Below are 19,741 nucleotides of genomic sequence, written 5' to 3' on the forward strand. Positions count from 1 at the left end.
GTAGAAATGTGAACAACTTCGGGGTGCGAGACATCGATGTGGTCGTCATCGGCGCCGGACAGGCAGGACTGTCCGGCGCCCATCATCTGCGGCGCGTGGGGCTCGTACCCGACCGCGACTTCGTGGTGCTCGACCACTCCCCGCAGCCCGGCGGCGCCTGGCAGTTCCGCTGGCCCTCGCTGACGTACGGCAAGGTGCACGGAATGCACTCGCTCCCTGGGATGGAGTTGACCGGAGCGGACGACGACCGCCCCTCCTCCGAGGTCATCGGCGCCTACTTCGCCGCGTACGAGCGGGCCTTCGATCTGCGGGTGCACCGGCCCGTCGATGTCACCGCGGTGCGCGGGAGCGAGGACGGACGGCTGCTCGTCGAGACCTCGGAGGGCACCTACGCCACGAGGGCCCTGATCAACGCCACCGGCACCTGGGACCGCCCCTTCTGGCCCCGCTACGCCGGGCAGGGGACGTTCCGCGGGTGGCAACTGCACACTTCGGACTACCCCGGTCCGCAGGCATTCGCCGGGCAGCGCGTGATCGTGGTCGGCGGCGGCACCTCCGCAGTACAGCACCTGATGGAGATCGCCGAGGTCGCGGCGGAGACCACCTGGGTGACCCGCCGCCCGCCCGTGTTCCGCGAGGGCCCGTTCGGCGAGGACCAGGGGCGTGCGGCGGTGGCACTCGTCGACAAGCGGGTGCGACGAGGGCTGCCGCCGCAGAGCGTGGTGTCGGTGACCGGTCTGCCGGTCACCGAAGCAGTACGGCAGGCACGCGAGAACGGCGTCCTGGGCCGGCTCCCGATGTTCGACCGGATCACCCCGGAGGGCGTGGCCTGGGACGACGGCCGCACGGTCGAGGCCGACGTCATCCTCTGGGCGACGGGCTTCCGCGCCGCCATCGACCACCTCGCGCCGCTGAAGCTTCGCGAGCCGGGCGGCGGTATACAGGTCGACGGCACACGCGCGGTCCGCGACGAGCGGATCCATCTGGTCGGCTACGGCCCCTCGGCCAGCACGATCGGCGCGAACCGCGCGGGCCGGGCGGCGGTACGGGAGATCACCCGCCTGCTGGAGCGGCAGGTGTCGCTCGCCTGACGGCGGCGCCCCGCAGACTTCACTGACTGCGCTTTCGGGTCGCCCTGTGGTGACTGGCCCGACAAGGACTGACTCGACGCGGCGCGGCCCACCAGCCGGAACTGGCGGACCGCGATCGTGCGTAGGCGTTCAACGCGCGCATGCGGCCGGCGCATCTGCGGGCTCGGCGTCCCGGGATTCTACGCGGCTTGGCGCAGAGAAGGTCGTGGCGGCACCACTCACTGCGCCGCCGTCACAAGCCGCGCATCGCGGCGGACCAGTGCGGCGTAGCGGCCGTCCCGGCCGAGGAGTTCCTCGTGCGTGCCGCGCTCGGCGATGCGGCCGCCGTCCAGGACGACGATCTGGTCGGCGTCCCGCACGGTGGACAGCCGGTGGGCGATGGTGATGGTGGTCCGGCCTGCGGAGAGAGCGTCGATGGCGCGCTGCACGGCGTGTTCGGTGCGGGTGTCGAGCGCGCTGGTCGCCTCGTCGAGGATGAGGACGGGCGGGTCGCGCAGGATCGTACGGGCGATGGCCAGGCGCTGCTTCTCGCCTCCCGAGAAACGGTAGCCGCGCTCCCCCACCAGCGTGTCGTACCCGTCGGGCAGGCCGGCGATGTGGTCGTGGATCTGCGCCGCCTTCGCGGCCTCCTCCAGTTCCTCGTCGGTCGCGTCCGGCTTGGCGAAGCGCAGATTGTCCGCGACGGAGGCATGGAAGAGACACGTCTCCTGCGAGACGACGCCCACGGCTCGCGCCAGGGTGTCGAAGTCCAGGTCGCGCACGTCGACGCCGTCGAGCATGACGCGTCCGCCGGTCACGTCGTACAGCCGGGGCACCAGATAGCTCAGCGTGGACTTGCCGGAGCCGGTGGGCCCGACGACCGCCAGGCTGCCACCCGCCGGCACGGAGACATCGATCCCGTCGAGTGTGGTGCCGTGCTTCTCGTCGTAGGCGAAGTCGACATCCTCGAATCGCACTTCGCCGCGGATCTTCTCCAGTTTCACAGGCTGCTCCGGCTCGGTGATGTCCACCGGCAGGTCCAGGTACTCGAAGATCCGCTGGAAGAGCGCGAGCGAGGTCTGCATCTGCACACCCGTGGACAGCAGGCTGACGGCCGGCCTGAACAGGCCCTGCTGGAGGGAGACGAAGGCGACGAGCGTGCCGATGGAGACGGACGGTCCGCCCGCCTGGAGCGCGAGGCCGGCGGCCCAGTAGATGATCGCGGGCATCGCGGCCATCACGATGCCTATGGTCGACATGCGCCACCGGCCCGCCATGTTGGAGCGGACCTCGAGGTCGACGAGCCTCTCGGACTCGTCGGCGAAGGACTTGGTGAGCGAGTCGGCGCGGCCCATCGTGCGGCCCAGCAGGATGCCGCTGACCGAGAGCGACTCGGTGACCGTGGCGGCCATGGCCGCCATCTGCTTCTGACGCTGAGTGGTGATCTTCTTGCGCTCGCGGCCGACCCTGCGGCTGATCCATACGAACAGCGGCAGCAGCAGCATCGAGACCAGGGTCAGCCGCCAGTCCAGGGCGACCATCGCCACGACGGTGGCGACGACCGCGGTGAGATTGGAGACCAGGGAGGTCGCGGTGGAGGTGACGGTCGCCTGCATGCCGCCGATGTCGTTGGCGATACGCGACTGCACCTCGCCGGTGCGGGTCCGGGTGAAGAAGGCGAGCGGCATCCGCTGCAACTGGGCGTAGACGGCGGTCCGCAGGTCGTGCATGACCCGCTGGCCGACGGTCGTCGAGATCAGCGTCTGCAGCACGCCGAAGACGCCGGTGACCACCGCGGTGAGGATCATGCCGAGGGCGAGCAGGCTGAGCAGCCCGGTGCGGCCCTGCGGGATCGCGGTGTCGAGGATCTCGCGCAGCAGGAACGGTGAGGCGACCGACACGAGCGACGAGGCGCAGACCAGCAGTCCGACCAGCGCGAGACGGCCGCGGTACGGGCGGAACAGCCGGAGGATGCGCCGCAGCTCGGCGGGCGGCTGGGGCTGCTCCGGATCGCGAGGCGGGGGCGTCCAGGTCGGTCCCCCGTGGTGCTCGGCGGGATGCATGGGCTCCGTGGGCTCCTTCCACAGGGGACATCACAGACTTCAGGAGCATAGCTCATTGTTACCCATACTCACAATGAGCATGATCCTGATACTGTGGACGCCATGAGCACCCCCGACGCCGACGGCCTGCTGGCCGAGCAGCTGCTGCGGCTGACCCGCAGGCTCCACCGCATCCAGAGGCGGCAGCTGGAGCCGATCGGCATCACCCCCGCGCAGTCCAGGCTGCTGCGCATCGTGGCGCACTGCGACCGACCGCCGCGCATGGCCGATCTGGCCGAGCGTCTGGAGGTGGTGCCGCGCGCCGTGACCACACTGGTCGACGGCCTGGAGTCGAGCGGCCGGGTGCGCCGCGTCCCCGATCCGACGAACCGACGGGTCACCAGGATCGAGCTGACGGACAAGGGTCGTACCGCTCTCAGGGCGCTGCGCAGCGCGCGCCGGGCGGCGGTGGAGGACGTCCTCGCGCCCCTGACGCCGGAGCAGCGCGAGGTGCTCGGCGGCCTGCTGGCCACACTCGTCGACGGGCCGGGGCCTCACTGCTGACAGATCACTCAGGCGCACGATCCTCCGCCGGCACCTCTGTGTATTCTGCCCGTCGATCAAGATCAACGGGCATGGGGGCGGGCCGACGAATCCCGGTCCTCAGAACGGAGTTGACTGAGAAGTGGGATGCCTCGGCTTTGTGGTGCTGCCCTTCCTTTTAGCGTTCCGGGTGTTTCGGCCGACCCGCTCCGACCGGGTCGTCGACCCTCGTATCGAGGCGGCGCACACGGCGCGCACGGTCATCGGACTCGTTGCGACGCTCTGGCTGATCTTCAGCTATCCGCTGCGGCAGTCGGCGGGGGACATCGCGGAGGACAAGTTCACGGAAGTCCTCAGCAGCGTCGGTGTGTTGCTGGTGGTCGGGCCGATCGCACTCACCGTGTTCGTGCTGGCCGCACGTCCGCCGGTGCGAGCCGTATACCGGGGGCGCCTGAGCAGCCCGCTGACGGCCATGGGAATACTGTTCGGCTCCCTCCTCGTTCTGTGGCTCCTGATGACCGAAGCGATGATGATGCTGCCGCAGACGGGCCTCTTCCAGATCGTGCTGATTCCGGCCGTGCTGGCGTCGATACTCTTCGGGCTGCCGTTCGTGCTCACAGCCGCGGTGCTGTGTGTGCACCACGTCTTCCGTACCGCCGATGTGCACGAGGTACTGCCGCCGCTGATCTCGCCCGTCCTGGTGTGGGCGATGTTCGTCTTCCAACTCTTCGACAGCGCGCCCGTGGCCGCCCCGGTCTGGGTGCGCGGGCTGTTCCTGGTCGGGCCGCCGCTGTCCGTCACGCTTCTCTCGCTGTGGGAACTGCGGCGCCTGCGCACCGAGTACGGTCTGACCGTACGCAGTGCGCTGTGGCGGGACGACCGTGTGCCGGCATAGTTCCGGCGAGGCACGCGGGGCCCTGCGCGCGCAGGGCCCCGCGTCACGTTCAGCAGCCCGTACGGTCCTCCGTCAGGGTGCCCTGCTCGGTCCGCAGAGTGCGGTCGTAGCAGCCTTCCGACCCGTCCAGCCGGTAGTGCTCGCTGGACGTGCCGACGGCATGGCGCTGGTCACGCGGGACGCCCAGCGTCCAGGCGGCGTCGCCGGTGTAGGTGTCGTCGAGCCGCGACCAGGAGATGCGCTTGCCGGCGCGGACGACCGAGGTGTCGGCGCGGTCCCCGAGCGTGAGGACGGTGCGCAGACGGTTGTCCGTGCCGATCGTGATCTCGCCGTCCATGGTGTAGACGCGGTGGGTGTGCGCGACGCGCGCCGGGCCCCGGCCGTCCACGGTCACCGTCTCGTCGTCGTCCCAGCGGGCCGTGAGCCCGTCGGTGTTCTCGTCCTCCGTCCAGCGGTGGACGGAGGTGTTGGCGAGGGTCCGCGAGACGGTGGTCTCGACGCGCCCGTGCGAGGTGTCGACATAGCCGGCGACGGTCAGCCGGTGGCCGCCCTCGGTGTCGAGCCGGTTCAGTGAACCGGGCGTGATCGTGGTCGAGTCGGCCAGGTCGCTCTGGTCGTGCTTCGTGAGCGCCCCGGTGACGTGCTCGCTGCCCTCGTCCTGCCAGACCAGCACATTGGCGGGCGTGTTCCAGCCGCTCTGCCCGGCGGGCAGTCCGGCGACGGACACCTCGACGCGGTGCTCACGCCCGTCGTTGAGGATGCCCGCGAACGGCGTCAGGTCGTACTCGATCGGCTTCACGTCGAAGGCGCGCGGCGCCGGAACGACGTACCAGAGGAAGGGGTTGGACCAGCCTCCGGTCCATACGTTCGGGAACGGCGCGGCTATTCCAGCCAGTTGGCCATCGACCTTGACCTGCACCTCACGGTACGGGCCGTTGTCCGCCTTGCAGGAGTACGGAGCGGAGTCCGGCACGGTGAGGTACCAGAACTCCTCGCAGCCGCCGCCCGATCCGGTGGCGTACACCTCGGCGACGATGCGTTCCGAGTTGCGCGGCGTGGTGAGCCGGGCGCCGTCCAGCGGGATCACCTTGTCGGGCGTGGCAGCCGGCTTCGTACGCCCCTCGGCGGCGTAGAAGGTCAGCGTGACCTTGACGTCGATGACGCCGGTGTACGTCTCGTTGACGACATTGCCGATCAGCATTTCGACATCCTGCGCGCGGCGCAGCGTGTCGCTGTAGTGAGTGACGTCCTTCTCCACCGACCAGTTGATGCCGTCGACCGAGGGCTCGGGCGTGGACGTACGGAACATCTCAACGCCGCCGACGCGGAGGTAGCCGAGCCGGTCGTACTGGCGCCCCTTGACCTTTCCGTCGAGGCGCAGCACCACCTTGCTCCAGCGGTCGCCGCACTCCTTGGGCGGGGTGTAACTGCCCGTGTACGGCGTGAAGTCGCGGAACTGCGCCTCGGCGACGGTGACTTCGCAGGAGCGGGTCGGGGGCTTCGCGATGGGCGGCGCCGCCGTCAGCGGGTCGTGCCAGTCGGTGCCGAACTCTGCGGGGACCGGCTCGGCCGCGGCCGCCGGGCTCGCGCCGAGCGCCGAACCGGCGGCCAGCGCCAGTCCGGCGAGCATGGACGTGATCTTACTCTTCATGGGTCAGGAGTGAAGCGCGATACGAACAAGTGCGCCAGTGGCGAATATTCGACCTTGGCGCGTTCTGTACCCTCATGCGGAAAAATCAATTCCAGCGACTGCCGGCGAAACGCGAACCTTGCACGGTTTGCACCACTCGCCACCCCCTCAGCGATCCATGGGACGTCATGCAGATTCGCGATCTTCCGTTTTCCGATCCCGGTGATCCCGACGTACGGTCAGGCCCCCGCTTCCGGCCAGAGGGCATGCGGTGTCCGCTGGTCTGCCCAGCTCTTCCACGTTTGCTCCGGTCGGGCCCTCGTGGGCGGGGTGGTTGGGTTAGTGATCAGGCTGGTGGCGGGTGGGCGGCGTCGAACAGGTTGGTGAACGCGCGCCGCCAGGGCCAGCGGTCGGGCAGGTGGAGCGTCAGCCTGCGGGCCGAACGGGCGGTGCGGGACGGGAAGTTGACCAGGTGGGCCCGCAGGGTGGCGGTGGTTGCCTTGGCGTGGAAGGAGCCGGTGAGGCAGTCTGCGGCCCGCAGCAGGTTGGACGCGATCGCCCACAGGGTCAGCCACGCGTTGTTGGCCTGGAAGTAACCCTAGAAAAGTCACATCTTCCCAGGTCAGAGGGCATCTCCGTTTTCATTTCCAAGCGCTGGACAGGCTATTGCCCGGTGGATCCGGGCTCAGTCTTCCGCGCCGTCGGCCCACTTGAACCGGGTACGCTCCAGGCCCTTGAACGGCGCTCCTCGGTACGGAGCCTTCGTCACCGTCACAGAGTCGATGGCGAGATGCAGCAAGGCGCGGCGAAGAGGCTTGTCCGCAGCCTCCCACGCCCCTTCGCACGACTCCGGGTCCATGAGGAACCCGATGTCGACTCCACGACGCGCAGTGCTCGACTCAAGAGCCTGCTTCGCCTCGTTGACAGTGTCGGTGACCTCCTTCAGATCTGCGCGGAAGTACTGCTCTGACGGCCCGTCGTAGTGGCCGGCCTTACGGTCCGCCCATACGCGCGCTAGACGCTTCTCCGCAATATTCAGGGCCTCCATGGCGGCCCGGCTGTCTTCGGTCGCCTGCGGCTGCACTCGCTCCGCCCAACGGTCGGCGACGGCTACGACGAGATCATCGTCAGGTTCAGCGTTCGTCAGCCGAACCCACCAGCGCCAGTGAACGAACTCTTCCAGGCTCTTTGTGGCTGCGACGGCGGGTGCCGGGCATGGCTTACCAGCCTTCGGCTTCCAGCACATGTATGAGTTCCCGCTGAACGACATCGAGCCTCCGCACCCCGCGCACTTGAGGATGCCAGTAAGGAGGTGGCTCGCCCGCGTGGTGTGGGTTCGACCGTCCTTCGGAACCCCGATTCCTGCCTCACCTTGTCGTGCGGCCTGCGCTTCCTGCTGCTGGTCGTCCGTCAGAAGCGCGGGTCCGTGCATCACGCTGACTCTGTTTCCGGCGGCGTCGCGGTAGAGGATGCGGCGACTCTTCCCGTCCTGTCGGCCGGTGGTCTGCCATCCGGCATACGCGGGGTTGCGGATCATATCCCGTACGGTGGCGTGCGCCCACGTTCCGCCAGACGGCGACGGGATTTCCCTGTCGTTCAGATGTTCCGCCGTTGCGCGGTCTGAAAATCCCTTGTTGACGGGAAGCGCGTATGTGATATCGAAGGCGACTTCCGCCTTTGTCCGCTTCGGGCTTGTCGAGTCGTCGGCGGGAGTTTCGTCGAGTGCCAATTTCCGCTCGACGATGGTGTCTCCGTCCTCGTCCTCCTTTTCGACGAGGACGACCTTCAGCCCATAGGGCGCGGAATGGTTGACCCATTCGCCATTGGCTCGTTGGTGCGTCTTCGTATTGCGAACGCGCTCACTCAGGATCTCAGTCTCTTCGCGAGCATCTTCGGCGCGCCTGATCAACTCTTTTCGGTCATGGGGATTTGAACTGTCCAACCCAATTCCCGGGTTGTCTGGGTCTCCGTTGTCGAAGAGGAGACGGCGAGGCTTGCCGTCTTCCGGCTCGATGATGCGCAGGATGGCGCCGGCCCCGCGACGGTCCCAGCGGTCGAGCCGGAAGACCCACAGCGCGCCTGTCTCGCGCCGTTCCAGCGCCGCCAGTGCGGCATCCTGCTCGTTCCTCAACTTACGGGTACTGAAGCGGCTCGCGCTGCCGACTTCCCGCCACACGTGCCGGACTGTCAGCCCTAACCGATCCGCGATGAGCCTCCCCCTGCTCTCTTGGGCGCTGATGCTGATCTCTCGCTTGCCCTTACTCGCCCGCCCCTTGCTCTTCCGGCAGAAGATGTCAATGAGTGACGACGGATCCTCCCCATGCTGCTCCATTGACGGAGGGTCCCACGTTGCACACAGGGTGTACAAGTGCGCAACCCACCTGGAGCGGTACACCTTGTGGCTGCGGTCCGTGTTCTTCCCTGCCATCAACATCACCCATGTCACGATCCTCGGCTCGGTCCTGATCATCGGCGGTTTCTTCGTTCTCAGGGGCCGGCTCGATGTCGGCCAGCTGACGACCGGCGCGCTGCTCGCGCAGATGCTCGTCGACCCGGTCGGCATCATCCTGCGCTGGTACGACGAGCCGCAGGTGGCCCAGGTGTCACTGGCCCGGCTCGTCGGCGTACGGGACATCGAGCCGGACGCCGGTGACGACGCGGTCGTACCGGACGGCCGAGACGTCCTGGCCGACGACGTCCACTTCGGCTACCGCGAGGGCGTCGACGTCCTCCACCAGGTCTCCCTGTCCGTCCGCCCCGGCACCCGGCTGGCCCTGGTGGGCCCGTCCGGCGCCGGCAAGTCCACGCTCGGACGGCTGCTCGCCGGCATCTACGCGCCGAGGGTCGGCTAGATCACGCTCGGCGGCGCCGAGCTCGCCCTCATGCCGGCCGAACGCGTCCGCGAACACGTGGCCCTGGTCAACCAGGAACACCACGTCTTCGTCGGCTCCCTGCGCGACAACCTGCTCCTCGCCCGTACGAGCGCCACCGACGCCGAGCTGTGGTCAGCCCTGGCCGCGGTCGACGCCGACGACTGGGCCCGCGCCCTGCCGGACGGCCTCGACACCGAGACCGGCTCCGGCGGCCTCACCCTCACCCCGGCCCAGGCCCAGCAGATCGCCCTGGCCCGCCTGGTCCTGGCCGACCCGCACACCCTGGTCCTCGACGAGGCCACCTCCCTCCTCGACCCCCGAGCGGCCCGCCACCTGGAGCACTCCCTGGCCCGGGTGCTGGACGGCCGTACGGTCGTGGCCATTGCCCACCGCCTGCACACACCGCGCACGACGCGGACCTCATCGCGGTGGTCGAGGGCGGCCGCATCACGGAACTGGGCAGCCACGACGCGTTGGTCGCGGCGGACGGCCCGTACGCGGCACTGTGGCGCTCCTGGCACGGGTAGCCGCGAAGAGGAGGCCGGTGTGGCGCTCAGATGAAGTTCAGGGCGGCCGCCCCGCCCACTCCCCCGAGCAGCATGAACGCCGGCATCAGGACCTTCAGCTCCACCCAGCTGCCGGCCCTGAAGCGCAACCCCTTCGGCGGGCCGAGCGGATACCAGCGCTTCCGGGCTATCGGGATCGGCCACAGGATCGGGCAGCCCGAGACGGTCAGCGCGTCGCCGATGCAGTGCACCAGCGAACCCAGCACGATCGGCAGGCCCAGCCACAGGTAGTCCTGGCCTTCACCGGTGAAGAGCCAGTCGGAGCCGTTGCCCGGCTTGTCCAGGACGTCTGCGAGGATCCATGCGCTCGTCGCGGCGAGCAGCCAGACCAGCACATCGCTGCTCGACCCGCGCGCGGCCCGCCACAGCAGGCCCTCCACCGCCAGGACCAGGTGCACGAAGAGGATGGCCAGGACCCCCCAGCGGCCCCCGGTGACGGCGACCGCCGAGGCGCCGGCGCCGATCAGCACGGCCCACACCCAGGTGTGGGTCAGTGTCCGGTGGCCGCCGGAACGGCGCGGGTCGGCGGTCGACCTCGTCGCCTTGTAGACGGCGTACGACAGCTTGTCGATGATCTCGCACAGCGCACGGGACACCGGTCCGAAGGCGCGCGAGATCGTCGCCGACTTGTGGTCGAGGTCGGGCGCGAGCGCCGCGCCCGCGCAGATCAGTGTTCCGGCGAGAAGGACGGGCCAGGGCATGGGGTGCCCGGCGGCGGCGGTCGCCGCGCCCACCCCCAGCCAGGCTGCCGCCCCGGAAAGTGAGTGCGCCGGTCCCATCATGGTCGTTCCCGCCCCGTTCCGCCCCGTTGCCTTGTGGTGGAGCCCAGTTGAGCGCACAGGGTATCGCTCATGATCTTCGTATCGGTCCCCGGTTCCCGCATCGGGCGGAAAGCCAGGCAAGATGGGGGGCGTGACCCTCATCGATCAGCTTCCGCCGAGTGCCGACCCCGACGCCCTCTTCGAGGCCTTCTCCTCATGGACCGAAGAGCGGGGCATCAGCCTCTACCCGGCCCAGGAGGAGGCACTGATCGAGGTCGTTTCCGGTGCGAACGTGATCCTTTCGACACCGACCGGCTCGGGCAAGAGCCTCGTCGCGGCGGGGGCGCACTTCGCCGCACTGGCGCGGGACGAGGTCACCTTCTACACGGCGCCGATCAAGGCGCTGGTCTCGGAGAAGTTCTTCGACCTGTGCAAGCTCTTCGGCACCGAGAACGTCGGCATGCTGACCGGCGACGCCTCGGTCAACGCCGACGCCCCCGTGATCTGCTGTACGGCCGAGGTACTCGCCTCCATCGCGCTGCGTGACGGCAAGGACGCGGACATCGGCCAGGTCGTGATGGACGAGTTCCACTTCTACGCGGAGCCGGACCGCGGCTGGGCCTGGCAGATCCCGCTGCTGGAGCTCCCGCAGGCACAGTTCGTGCTCATGTCGGCGACGCTCGGTGACGTCTCGATGTTCGAGAAGGACCTGACCCGCCGCACCGACCGCGACACCGCAGTGGTCCGCTCGGCGACCCGGCCCGTACCGCTGTCGTACGAGTACGTCACGACGCCGATCACCGAGACGCTGACCGAACTGCTGGAGACCAAGCAGGCTCCCGTCTACATCGTCCACTTCACGCAGGCCCAGGCGGTCGAGCGGGCACAGTCGCTGATGAGCATCAACATGTGCTCGCGCGAGGAGAAGGACCGGATCGCCGAGCTGATCGGCAACTTCCGGTTCACCACCAAGTTCGGCCGCAACCTCTCGCGTTACGTCCGGCACGGCATCGGCGTGCACCACGCGGGCATGCTGCCCAAGTACCGCCGCCTCGTCGAGAAGCTCGCCCAGGCGGGCCTGTTGAAGGTCATCTGCGGTACGGACACGCTCGGCGTCGGCGTCAACGTCCCCATCCGCACGGTACTGTTCACCGCCCTCACCAAGTACGACGGCAGCCGCGTCCGTACGCTCCGTGCCCGGGAGTTCCACCAGATCGCCGGCCGCGCCGGGCGGGCCGGCTTCGACACGGCCGGCTTCGTCGTCGCCCAGGCGCCCGAGCATGTCATCGAGAACGAGAAGGCCCTCGCCAAGGCCGGCGACGACCCGAAGAAGCGCCGCAAGGTGGTCCGCAAGAAGGCCCCCGAGGGCTTCGTCGGCTGGACCCAGAACTCCTTCGAGAAGCTGATCGCCTCCGAGCCCGAGCCGCTGACCTCCCGCTTCAAGGTCAGCCACGCCATGCTGCTGTCGGTGATCGCCCGCCCGGGCAACGCCTTCGACGCGATGCGCAAACTGCTGGAGGACAACCACGAGCCGCGCAAGCAGCAACTGCGCCACATCCGCCGCGCCATCGCGATCTACCGTTCGCTGCTCGACGGCGGCATCGTCGAACGCCTGGACAAGCCCGACACCGAGGGCCGGATCGTCCGCCTCACCGTCGACTTCCAGCAGGACTTCGCGCTCAACCAGCCGCTGTCCACCTTCGCCCTGGCCGCCTTCGACCTGCTGGACCCGGAGTCGCCCTCCTACGCCCTGGACATGGTCTCGGTCGTGGAGTCCACGCTGGACGACCCGCGCCAGATCCTGGCCGCCCAGCAGAACAAGGCGCGCGCCGAGGCGGTCGGCGCGATGAAGGCGGACGGCATCGAGTACGAGGAGCGGATGGAGCGGCTCCAGGACGTCTCGTACCCGAAGCCGCTGGAAGAGCTGCTCGTACACGCGTACAACACGTACCGCAAGAGCCACCCGTGGGTCGGCGACCACCCGGTCTCGCCCAAGTCCGTCATCCGTGACATGTACGAACGGGCGCTGTCCTTCACCGAGTTCACGTCCCACTACGAGCTGGCCCGCACCGAGGGCATCGTGCTGCGCTACCTCGCGAACGCCTACAAGGCCCTGGACCACACCATCCCCGACGACCTCAAGTCCGAGGACCTGGAGGATCTGATCGCCTGGCTCGGCGAGATGGTCCGCCAGGTCGACTCCAGCCTCCTCGACGAGTGGGAGCAGCTGGCCAACCCGGAGCTGGAGACCGCCGAGGAGGCCCAGGACAAGGCCGACCAGGTCAAGCCGGTCACCGCGAACGCCCGAGCCTTCCGGGTGCTGGTGCGCAACGCGATGTTCCGCCGGGTGGAGCTGGCCGCGCTCGACCACGTCGACGAGCTCGGCGGGATGGACGCCGACTCCGGCTGGGACGCGGACGCCTGGGGCCAGGCGATGGACGCGTACTGGGACGAGTACGACGACCTGGGCACCGGCCCCGACGCGCGCGGCCCGAAGCTCCTGTCGATCGAGGAGGACCCGGCCCACGGCCTGTGGCGCGTCCGCCAGACCTTCGCCGACCCGAACGGCGACCACGACTGGGGCATCAGCGCGGAGGTCGACCTCGCGGCATCCGACGAGGAGGGCCGCGCGGTCGTCCGTGTGACGGACGTCGGCCAGCTCTGACAGATCTTCTGAGAGGAAACGCATGACCAGCCCCGCCGAGCTCCTGATCGATCTGCTCGACCTGGAGCAGATCGAGGTCGACATCTTTCGCGGCCGGAGCCCGCAGGAGTCCCTCCAGCGGGTCTTCGGCGGTCAGGTGGCCGGCCAGGCGCTGGTGGCGGCCGGGCGCACCACGGACGGCGAGCGCCCGGTCCATTCGCTGCACGCGTACTTCCTGCGGCCGGGCCGCCCCGGTGTGCCGATCGTCTACCAGGTCGAACGGGTCCGGGACGGCCGTTCCTTCACCACGCGCCGGGTCACCGCCGTACAGCAGGGCCGTACGATCTTCAACCTCACCGCCTCCTTCCACCGGCCGGAGGAGGCCGGCTTCGAGCACCAGTTGCCGCCGCGCCTGGACTTCCCCGCCCCTGAGACACTGCCGACGGTCGCCGACGAGATCCGTGAGCATCTGGGTGCCCTGCCCGAGCCCCTGGAGCGGATGGCCCGACGCATGCCCTTCGACATCCGCTATGCCGACCGGCTGCGCTGGACCCCGGAGGAGGTCAAGGAAGCGGACCCGCGCAGCGCGGTGTGGATGCGCGCGGTGGGCCCGCTGGGCGACGACCCGCTGGTGCACACGTGCGCGCTGACGTACGCGAGCGACATGACCTTGCTGGACGCGGTACGCATCCCAGTTGAACCTCTTTGGGGCCGGCGGGGCTTCGACATGGCGTCGCTGGACCACGCGATGTGGTTCCACCGCCCGTTCCGGGCGGACGAGTGGTTCCTGTACGACCAGGAGTCCCCGATCGCCACGGGCGGCCGGGGCCTGGCCCGCGGCCGTATCTACGACCGGGAGGGCCGCCTCCTGGTGTCCGTGGTCCAGGAGGGCCTGTTCCGTCGCCTCGACGTGCGGCATTAGCCTCGTGCTTTCACGAGGCTGACCGTCCGAGGCTTGATCACGGGAAGTGCTCCGGACCAGCGATCGGTTTGTCACCCTCGCCGCGTCCGGCTCCAGGGCGGGCCGGCTGGAACTGCGGCACCGCCGGCGGGCCCGCGCCGGGGCGGATTGCCGCGTGCCCGCGGAAGCGGTCCGATCAGATCTGCTCGAAGTGGCTGGGCCTGTCGTCACAGTGGATCAGGCGGCCCAGTCGGGCGGCCCGCGCTCGGGGCATGAGGGTCCAGGTGCCGTCGGTGCGGTGCACGGCAACGGAATGCCAGGGAGTGGTCCAGGCGTCGGGGATGTCGAGGAGACGGATGCCGAACTTGGGGGCGCCGATGGGTTGGGGGTGGATGGACAGCCGTATGGCGTGGGGGTGGTGTTCGGCGATCAGGTCGCCCCAGGCTCGGCTGCGCTGGATGACTCCGTACGCACGCTGCCGGCATGCGCGTTGGAGGGCGGAGCGTGTGCCGGTCCAGTCGGCGGTGTCCTCGACGAGGAAGCGGGTGATGCCGCAGTACAGGGCGAGGGCGTGGTCATCGGTGCGGATCTCGGCGCGCAGGGCATCCAGGGCGGGGGCGTAGCGGTCGTGGACGTGGGCGCGTTTCGTGTCGTGGTCGAGGTCGCCGAGGACGTCGCGCAGGTCGAAGACGGAAAGTCTGGTCAGGCCCGATCGGGTTATGAGGGAGCGGAGTTCGTCGGCGTAGGCGTCGATGTGCTCGTCGGGGACACGGATGAGGTCGCCGAAGACATGGCCGTCGGAGCAGATGATCACCTGGGCGCCGGGCGGGTAGATCCGCTCGATCTCCGCGCACAGGCTGTCGAGGAACGTGAGGGAGAGGCGTTCGCCCTGGTCGGGGAGGTGGCCGAGGACCTTGGCGGGGTTGGGGGACTTGCAGGGGAAGCCTGGCAGGGTGAACAGAATGGGGGCGCCGTCGCGCACGAAGTCGGCGATTCGGCGCAACTGATGAGGGAACGCCTCCACGGGGACGGCGGCAGCGCGGTCGGTCGTGCGGTGGTACGGCAGGAGCAGGTGCAGGACGGCGGTGCTGATACTCGTGGGGAGGGTTTCCGGCGTGGTCGTCAGCGGCATGTCGTTCCTCCAGAGGGCATGACGGCATGGCGCCTTGGCAGGTGGTGGCCAGGCGCCGTCGGGCGGGTGGGGTTGGCCGGCCGGGACCAGGTCCGGTGTGAGCCCGGACCCGGTCAGCCGTGGGCCGTTGTCAGCGGCGTCGGTCGTAGCCGACGGGCAGGTGGTTGGTGCCGCGGCCCAGGACGGCCGGGATCCACTCGATGTCCGCCTCCCTGACGGCCAGTTGGAGGCCGGGCAGCCGGGCGAGGAGAGTACCGAGGGCAATCTGGAGTTCGGCGCGGGCGAGGGCGGCGCCCGGGCAGAAGTGGATGCCGTGGCCGAAGGCGAGATGGGAGTTGGGGCTGCGGTCGAAGTCGAGGGTGTCGGGTTCGGGGAAGCGGCGCGGATCGCGGTTGGCGGCGCACAGGGAGACGATCACCGAGTCGCCGGCCGGGACCTCCGTGCCGTGCAGGTCGCTGTCCTGGTCGAAGAAGCGCCAGGTCGTCAGCTCGAAGGCACTGTCGTAGCGGAGGAGTTCCTCGACCGCGCGGGGCAGCAGCTCCGGGTTGTCGCGCAGGCGGGCGAGCTGGTCGGGGTTGCGGAAGAGGGCGATCAGGGCGGTGGTGATCTGGTTGGTGACCGGTTCCTGGCCTGCCACGAGGAGCTGGAAGATCATCGAATCCAGCTCTTCCTGGGACAGTTCGTGGCGGTCGCGGGCCGCGACAAGGCGGCTGAGGAGATCGTCTTCCTGGTGTTCGCGCTTGTGGGTGACGACCTCGGCGATGTAGCTCTGCAGGCCGTGGAGGCGGGCTTCGTAGAGCGGGCGGCCGGGGTCGGTGGGGCCGACCGGCTGGACGACCTTGCCCCAGTCGCGGTCGAAGCGGGCCGCCGTCTCGGGCGGGAGACCTATGACCTCGGCGAGGACCTGGAAGGGGAAGTGGGCGGCAAAGCCGGTGACGAGGTCCGCGGGGCCGCTCTCGGGCAGGGCGTCGACGAGCGCGTCGGCCAGTTCCTGGAAGCGAGGACGGAGCTGCTCGATACGGCGTGGAGTGAACGCGTCTGTGACGAAGCGCCGCATGCGGGTGTGCTTCGGCGGGTCCTGGTGGAGGAGGTGGACCTGGAGTTGGGAGTGCTGGGGCTCGGGCATGATCGAGGCACGGGCGCGCCAGCGGTCGTTGCCCCGGTCGTGGTTCTTGCCGAGGCGTTCGTCGTTGAGGGCGGTATGGGCGGCGTCGTAGCCGGTGACGAGCCATGCCTGGACGCCGCTGGGGAAGAGCACGCGGTGGACCGGGCCGGTCTCGCGCATCCGCTCGTACAGGGGGTAGGGGTCGGCCTTGTAGGGGCAGCCCGTCAGCGGGACCGGGGCGGGGAGCGTCTCCGGATCCACGGCCGGCAAGGGTTCCTGGATGGTCATGTGGAGGCTCCTCAGAGGGCGAGTTCGGGCCGGTAGTGGTCCAGCCACAGAGCAAGGTCGACGACGCGTTCGAGGCGCAGGCGGTGACCCCACTCCAGATGCTCGGGCGGGGTGCCGAGGCAGGGCTTGATGAGGGTCTCGTCGGCCAGGGCGCGGACCTGGTCGATGGCGAGGGCATCGCGGGCCATGTCCTGCAGGCCGCGGTTGTAGTCGGGGTGGTGGGTGGCCGGGTAGTGGTTCTTGGGCCGGTACAGCACCGAATCGGGGGCGAGGCCGGTGCCCGCCGCACGCAGCAGGCTCTTCTCACGGCCGTCGAAGCTCTTCAGGGCCCAGGGGGTGGTGAAGGCGTACTCGACGAGGCGGTGGTCGCAGTACGGGACGCGGACCTCCAGGCCCTGGGCCATGCTCAACCTGTCCTTACGGTGAAGGAGTTGGCGAAGCCAGCGGGTCAGCGACATGTGCTGCATCTCGCGCTGCCGGTGCTCGGCGGGCGTCTCGCCGTCCAGGTGCGGGACGGCGGCCAGAGCGCTGCGGTAGGTGTCGTCGCGGAACTTCCCGATGTGCAGGTCGAGTTCCGGGTTCAAGGGCATGGCGGCCTCGTCGCCGGTGACCAGCAGCCAGGGGAAGGTGTCCGCTGCGAGGGCCTTGGGGTTGTGGAACCAGGGGTAGCCGCCGAAGACCTCGTCGGCCGCTTCGCCGGACAGGGCGACGGTGGAGTGCCGCCGTATCTCCCCGAACAGCAGGTAGAGGGAGGTGTCCATGTCGCCCACGCCGATCGGCGAGTCCCTCGCGACGACGACCGCCTTGCGGTGCTCGGGGTCGAGGAGGGAGCGCGGGTCGAGGACGACCGTGCTGTGCTCGGTGCCGATGAAGGCGCCCGCTTCGGTGGCGTACGGGGTGTCGTGCCCCGTACGCAATACATCCCCCTTGAACCGGGACGCCTGGTCGCTGTAGTCGACGGCGTACGAACGGATCCGCGCCTCCGGCCCCTCCCGCAACCGGAGTTCGTCGGCGAGCAGGGCGGTCAGGACGGTGGAGTCGAGGCCACCGGAGAGGAGGCTGCACAGCGGGACGTCGGCCTCCAGTTGGCCGCGGGCGGCCGCACCGACCAGCTCGCGGATCCGCTCCACCGTCGTTTCCCGGTCGTCCTCGTGGGCGCCGGCCTCCAGCTGCCAGTAGCGACGCTCGCGGATGCCGTCCCGGTCCAGGACGAGCAGCCCGCCGGGCTCGACCTCGCGCACCCCGGACCACACCGTCGGCCCGGTGTTGAACAGCAGGCTGTACGCCTCCCGCAGGCCGTCCGCGTCCACGCGGGGCCGGACCTCCGGGTGGGCGAACAACGCTTTGGGTTCGGAGGCGAAGGCCAGGCCGCCGTCGACGGAGGCCCAGAAGAGAGGTTTGACGCCGAGGCGGTCGCGGACCAGCAGCAGGCGCTGTGCCGTCTCGTCCCAGACGGCGAAGGCGAACATGCCCTCCAGGTGCTCGGCGACGTTCTCGCCCCACTCGGCGTACGCGCACAGCACGACCTCGGTGTCGCTGCGGGTGCGGAAGTGGTGTCCACGGCTTCGGAGTTCGGAGCGGAGTTCGTGGTGGTTGTAGATCTCGCCGCTGTAGCTGAGGACGGCGGTCGGGGCGTCGGGCCGGTCGGTCATCGGCTGCACGCCGCCGGCCAGGTCGATGACGGCGAGGCGACGGTGACCGATCGCGGCGCGCTCGCCCAGCCATACGCCACCCGCATCCGGGCCGCGTGGGGTCAGGGTGGCGGTCATGGCCTCGATGACCGGGGCCTGGGTGCGGGCGTCGTGGTGGAAGGACGCCCAGCCGGTGATTCCGCACATGGGGATGTCTCCTGGGTCAGGTGTGGGCGGCGTCGGTGGTCTGCTCGGGCGCGGGGGCCGGTGGCCGGCCGGACCGTGCCATAAGGGGTACGGCGAGGCAGGCGGCGGTGGCGGCCAGGGCGAGCCCCGCGTGCACGCCGTTGCCGGGACCGGTGAGGCCCCAGACGGTGGTGGCCAGGGCAGGGCCGAGGGTGAAGCCGAGGCTGCGGGCGAGCTGCACCGTGGAGCCGACGGTGGCGATGCGGTCCGGCGGAGCGGTGCTCATGACCAGGGCCTGGGTGGGGCCACCGTTCAGTCCCATGCCGACGCCGGCCAACGCCAGGCGCCAGGCCACCTCCCACGACGACCAGCCGTCTCCCAGCGGGATGAGCAGGAGCAGGCCGGCCGCGGTGAGGGCGGCGCCGGTGACGGCCACCGGGCGGGCGCCGTACCTGTCGGCCAGACGTCCGCCGAGCGGTCCGGCCAGGCCCATGCCGAGCGGGAAAGCGAGGACGGTCAGGCCGGTCGTCGTGGCGCTGACGCCGCCGTCGCGCTGGAGGTGCAGGGCGACGACGTAGTGCATGGCGGCGAAACCCGCCGCCAGCGCCAGCACCGCCCCATGCGCCCGGAACAGCCCCGAGATGCGCAGCACTCCGGTCACCGGACGACCGCCCGGGCCGCGCAACCACCACCACAGCGGTGGAACGGCGACGAGCGCGAGCCCCAGCCAGGCCGGGTCGTCCGAAGCGAGCGTCAGCGTCAGCAGCAGCACCGCCACACCGGTGGCCACCAGCAGGGCATCCACCAGCGAGCGGCGGTCCGGCCGTCGCAGACGACCGTCCCGCGGCATCGCCTTCCAGGCCACGCCCAGGCCGACCAGGCAGAAGGGGATCTTGACCAGGAAGACGGAGTGCCAGCCGAAGTGGTCCACCAGCAGGCCGCCCACAGCCGGCCCGGTCACCGCGCCCAGCGGGCCCAGGGTCGCGGGCACGCTCATCGCCCGCCCCCGCAGTTCCGGCCGTACCGATCGCATGGCGAGCACGGGCATCAGCACGAACAGGGCTGCCCCGAACGCGCCCTGCGCGAGCCGGGCGGCGATCAGCCAGGCCGCCCAGGGCGCGGCGGCGGCGAGGGCGCTGCACAGGCCGAAGCCGGCAGTCGAGACCAGCACGGCGGAACGCGTCCCGGCGCCGTCCAGCCACCGCCCGACGGGCAACATCAGGGCAACAACCGGCAGTTGGTAAGCCAGCACCGCCCACTGGGCGGTCGCGGCCGACACGTGCAGTCCATCGGCAATGTCCGCCAGGGCCACGTTGACGATGTTCATGTCGAGCATCGCCACGAACGCCAGCACGCCCGCCACGGCCACCAACAGCCAGCGATTATCACCGACGGGTATGTGACCGGGCTGTTCCGAGCCGGAATCGTGGTGCGTCACCCATCCGCCCCTCAACGTCGCGACGAGGCTGCCGGA

At 69.7% G+C, this 19,741-nt stretch carries 13 protein-coding genes and 2 pseudogenes; 6 read left to right on the forward strand and 9 right to left on the reverse strand.

Annotated features, from left to right (window positions below; genetic code table 11):
* Nucleotides 1-8 precede the first annotated feature (8 nt).
* Nucleotides 9-1,091 carry an NAD(P)-binding domain-containing protein gene (locus ABD858_RS03475; RefSeq protein ID WP_345034488.1) on the forward strand — a complete coding sequence of 361 codons (1,083 nt, stop codon included), beginning with the start codon at nucleotides 9-11 and terminating at the stop codon, nucleotides 1,089-1,091.
* A gap of 218 nt (nucleotides 1,092-1,309) precedes the next feature.
* Here the strand turns inward: ABD858_RS03475 and ABD858_RS03480 are convergent, their stop codons facing one another.
* The gene (locus ABD858_RS03480) at nucleotides 1,310-3,133 is read right to left on the reverse strand and encodes an ABC transporter ATP-binding protein (protein WP_345034489.1); all 1,824 of its coding nucleotides are present in this window, start codon (nucleotides 3,131-3,133) and stop codon (nucleotides 1,310-1,312) included.
* Nucleotides 3,134-3,235: 102 nt separating this feature from the next.
* On the opposite strand from ABD858_RS03480, the gene ABD858_RS03485 reads away from it, so the two are divergent.
* A complete protein-coding gene (locus ABD858_RS03485; RefSeq protein ID WP_345034490.1) occupies nucleotides 3,236-3,676 on the forward strand; it encodes a MarR family winged helix-turn-helix transcriptional regulator in 441 nt (146 codons plus the stop codon).
* 169 nt (nucleotides 3,677-3,845) lie between these two features.
* On the forward strand, nucleotides 3,846-4,550 hold the full coding sequence (locus ABD858_RS03490; protein ID WP_345034491.1) for a hypothetical protein: 705 nt from the start codon (nucleotides 3,846-3,848) through the stop codon (nucleotides 4,548-4,550).
* A 49-nt stretch (nucleotides 4,551-4,599) separates the two neighbouring features.
* Here ABD858_RS03490 and ABD858_RS03495 read toward each other — a convergent pair whose 3' ends face one another.
* The 3 genes and pseudogenes from ABD858_RS03495 to ABD858_RS03505 all read right to left on the reverse strand — a co-directional run bounded on the left by ABD858_RS03495 (nucleotide 4,600) and on the right by ABD858_RS03505 (nucleotide 8,512).
* Entirely contained in the window at nucleotides 4,600-6,201 is a 1,602-nt protein-coding gene (locus ABD858_RS03495) for a peptide-N4-asparagine amidase (RefSeq protein WP_345034493.1), read from the reverse strand.
* Between the two features lie 325 nt (nucleotides 6,202-6,526).
* A pseudogene (locus tag ABD858_RS03500) lies at nucleotides 6,527-6,760 on the reverse strand (IS1380 family transposase); the annotation flags it as partial.
* A gap of 105 nt (nucleotides 6,761-6,865) precedes the next feature.
* On the reverse strand, nucleotides 6,866-8,512 hold the full coding sequence (locus tag ABD858_RS03505) for a recombinase family protein (protein WP_345034494.1): 1,647 nt from the start codon (nucleotides 8,510-8,512) through the stop codon (nucleotides 6,866-6,868).
* 43 nt (nucleotides 8,513-8,555) lie between these two features.
* On the opposite strand from ABD858_RS03505, the pseudogene ABD858_RS03510 reads away from it, so the two are divergent.
* Nucleotides 8,556-9,580 (forward strand): annotated as a pseudogene (locus ABD858_RS03510) (ABC transporter ATP-binding protein); the annotation flags it as partial.
* Between the two features lie 26 nt (nucleotides 9,581-9,606).
* Here ABD858_RS03510 and ABD858_RS03515 read toward each other — a convergent pair.
* Complete coding sequence (locus ABD858_RS03515; RefSeq protein ID WP_345034495.1) at nucleotides 9,607-10,401, reverse strand: metal-dependent hydrolase; 795 nt, start codon at nucleotides 10,399-10,401, stop codon at nucleotides 9,607-9,609.
* Between the two features lie 121 nt (nucleotides 10,402-10,522).
* Between ABD858_RS03515 and ABD858_RS03520 the strand changes: the two genes are divergently transcribed.
* Nucleotides 10,523-13,045: a DEAD/DEAH box helicase gene (locus ABD858_RS03520; RefSeq protein WP_345034496.1), complete on the forward strand. Its 2,523-nt coding sequence runs from the start codon at nucleotides 10,523-10,525 to the stop codon at nucleotides 13,043-13,045.
* A gap of 22 nt (nucleotides 13,046-13,067) precedes the next feature.
* Nucleotides 13,068-13,946, forward strand: coding sequence for an acyl-CoA thioesterase (locus ABD858_RS03525; protein WP_345034497.1), 879 nt, complete (start codon nucleotides 13,068-13,070; stop codon nucleotides 13,944-13,946).
* A gap of 175 nt (nucleotides 13,947-14,121) precedes the next feature.
* Here ABD858_RS03525 and ABD858_RS03530 read toward each other — a convergent pair whose 3' ends face one another.
* The 4 genes from ABD858_RS03530 to ABD858_RS03545 all read right to left on the reverse strand — a co-directional run bounded on the left by ABD858_RS03530 (nucleotide 14,122) and on the right by ABD858_RS03545 (nucleotide 19,705).
* Nucleotides 14,122-15,057, reverse strand: a complete 936-nt coding sequence (locus ABD858_RS03530; RefSeq protein WP_345034499.1) for an L-tyrosine/L-tryptophan isonitrile synthase family protein — start codon at nucleotides 15,055-15,057, stop codon at nucleotides 14,122-14,124.
* A 130-nt stretch (nucleotides 15,058-15,187) separates the two neighbouring features.
* Nucleotides 15,188-16,450, reverse strand: a complete 1,263-nt coding sequence (locus ABD858_RS03535; RefSeq protein ID WP_345034500.1) for a cytochrome P450 family protein — start codon at nucleotides 16,448-16,450, stop codon at nucleotides 15,188-15,190.
* 11 nt (nucleotides 16,451-16,461) lie between these two features.
* Nucleotides 16,462-18,288, reverse strand: coding sequence for an asparagine synthase (glutamine-hydrolyzing) (gene asnB / locus ABD858_RS03540; protein ID WP_345034501.1), 1,827 nt, complete (start codon nucleotides 18,286-18,288; stop codon nucleotides 16,462-16,464).
* A gap of 16 nt (nucleotides 18,289-18,304) precedes the next feature.
* Entirely contained in the window at nucleotides 18,305-19,705 is a 1,401-nt protein-coding gene (locus ABD858_RS03545) for an MFS transporter (RefSeq protein ID WP_345034502.1), read from the reverse strand.
* Nucleotides 19,706-19,741: the final 36 nt, after the last annotated feature.

Source organism: Streptomyces sannanensis (genome assembly GCF_039536205.1).
GTDB classification, from domain to species: Bacteria; Actinomycetota; Actinomycetes; order Streptomycetales; family Streptomycetaceae; genus Streptomyces; species Streptomyces sannanensis.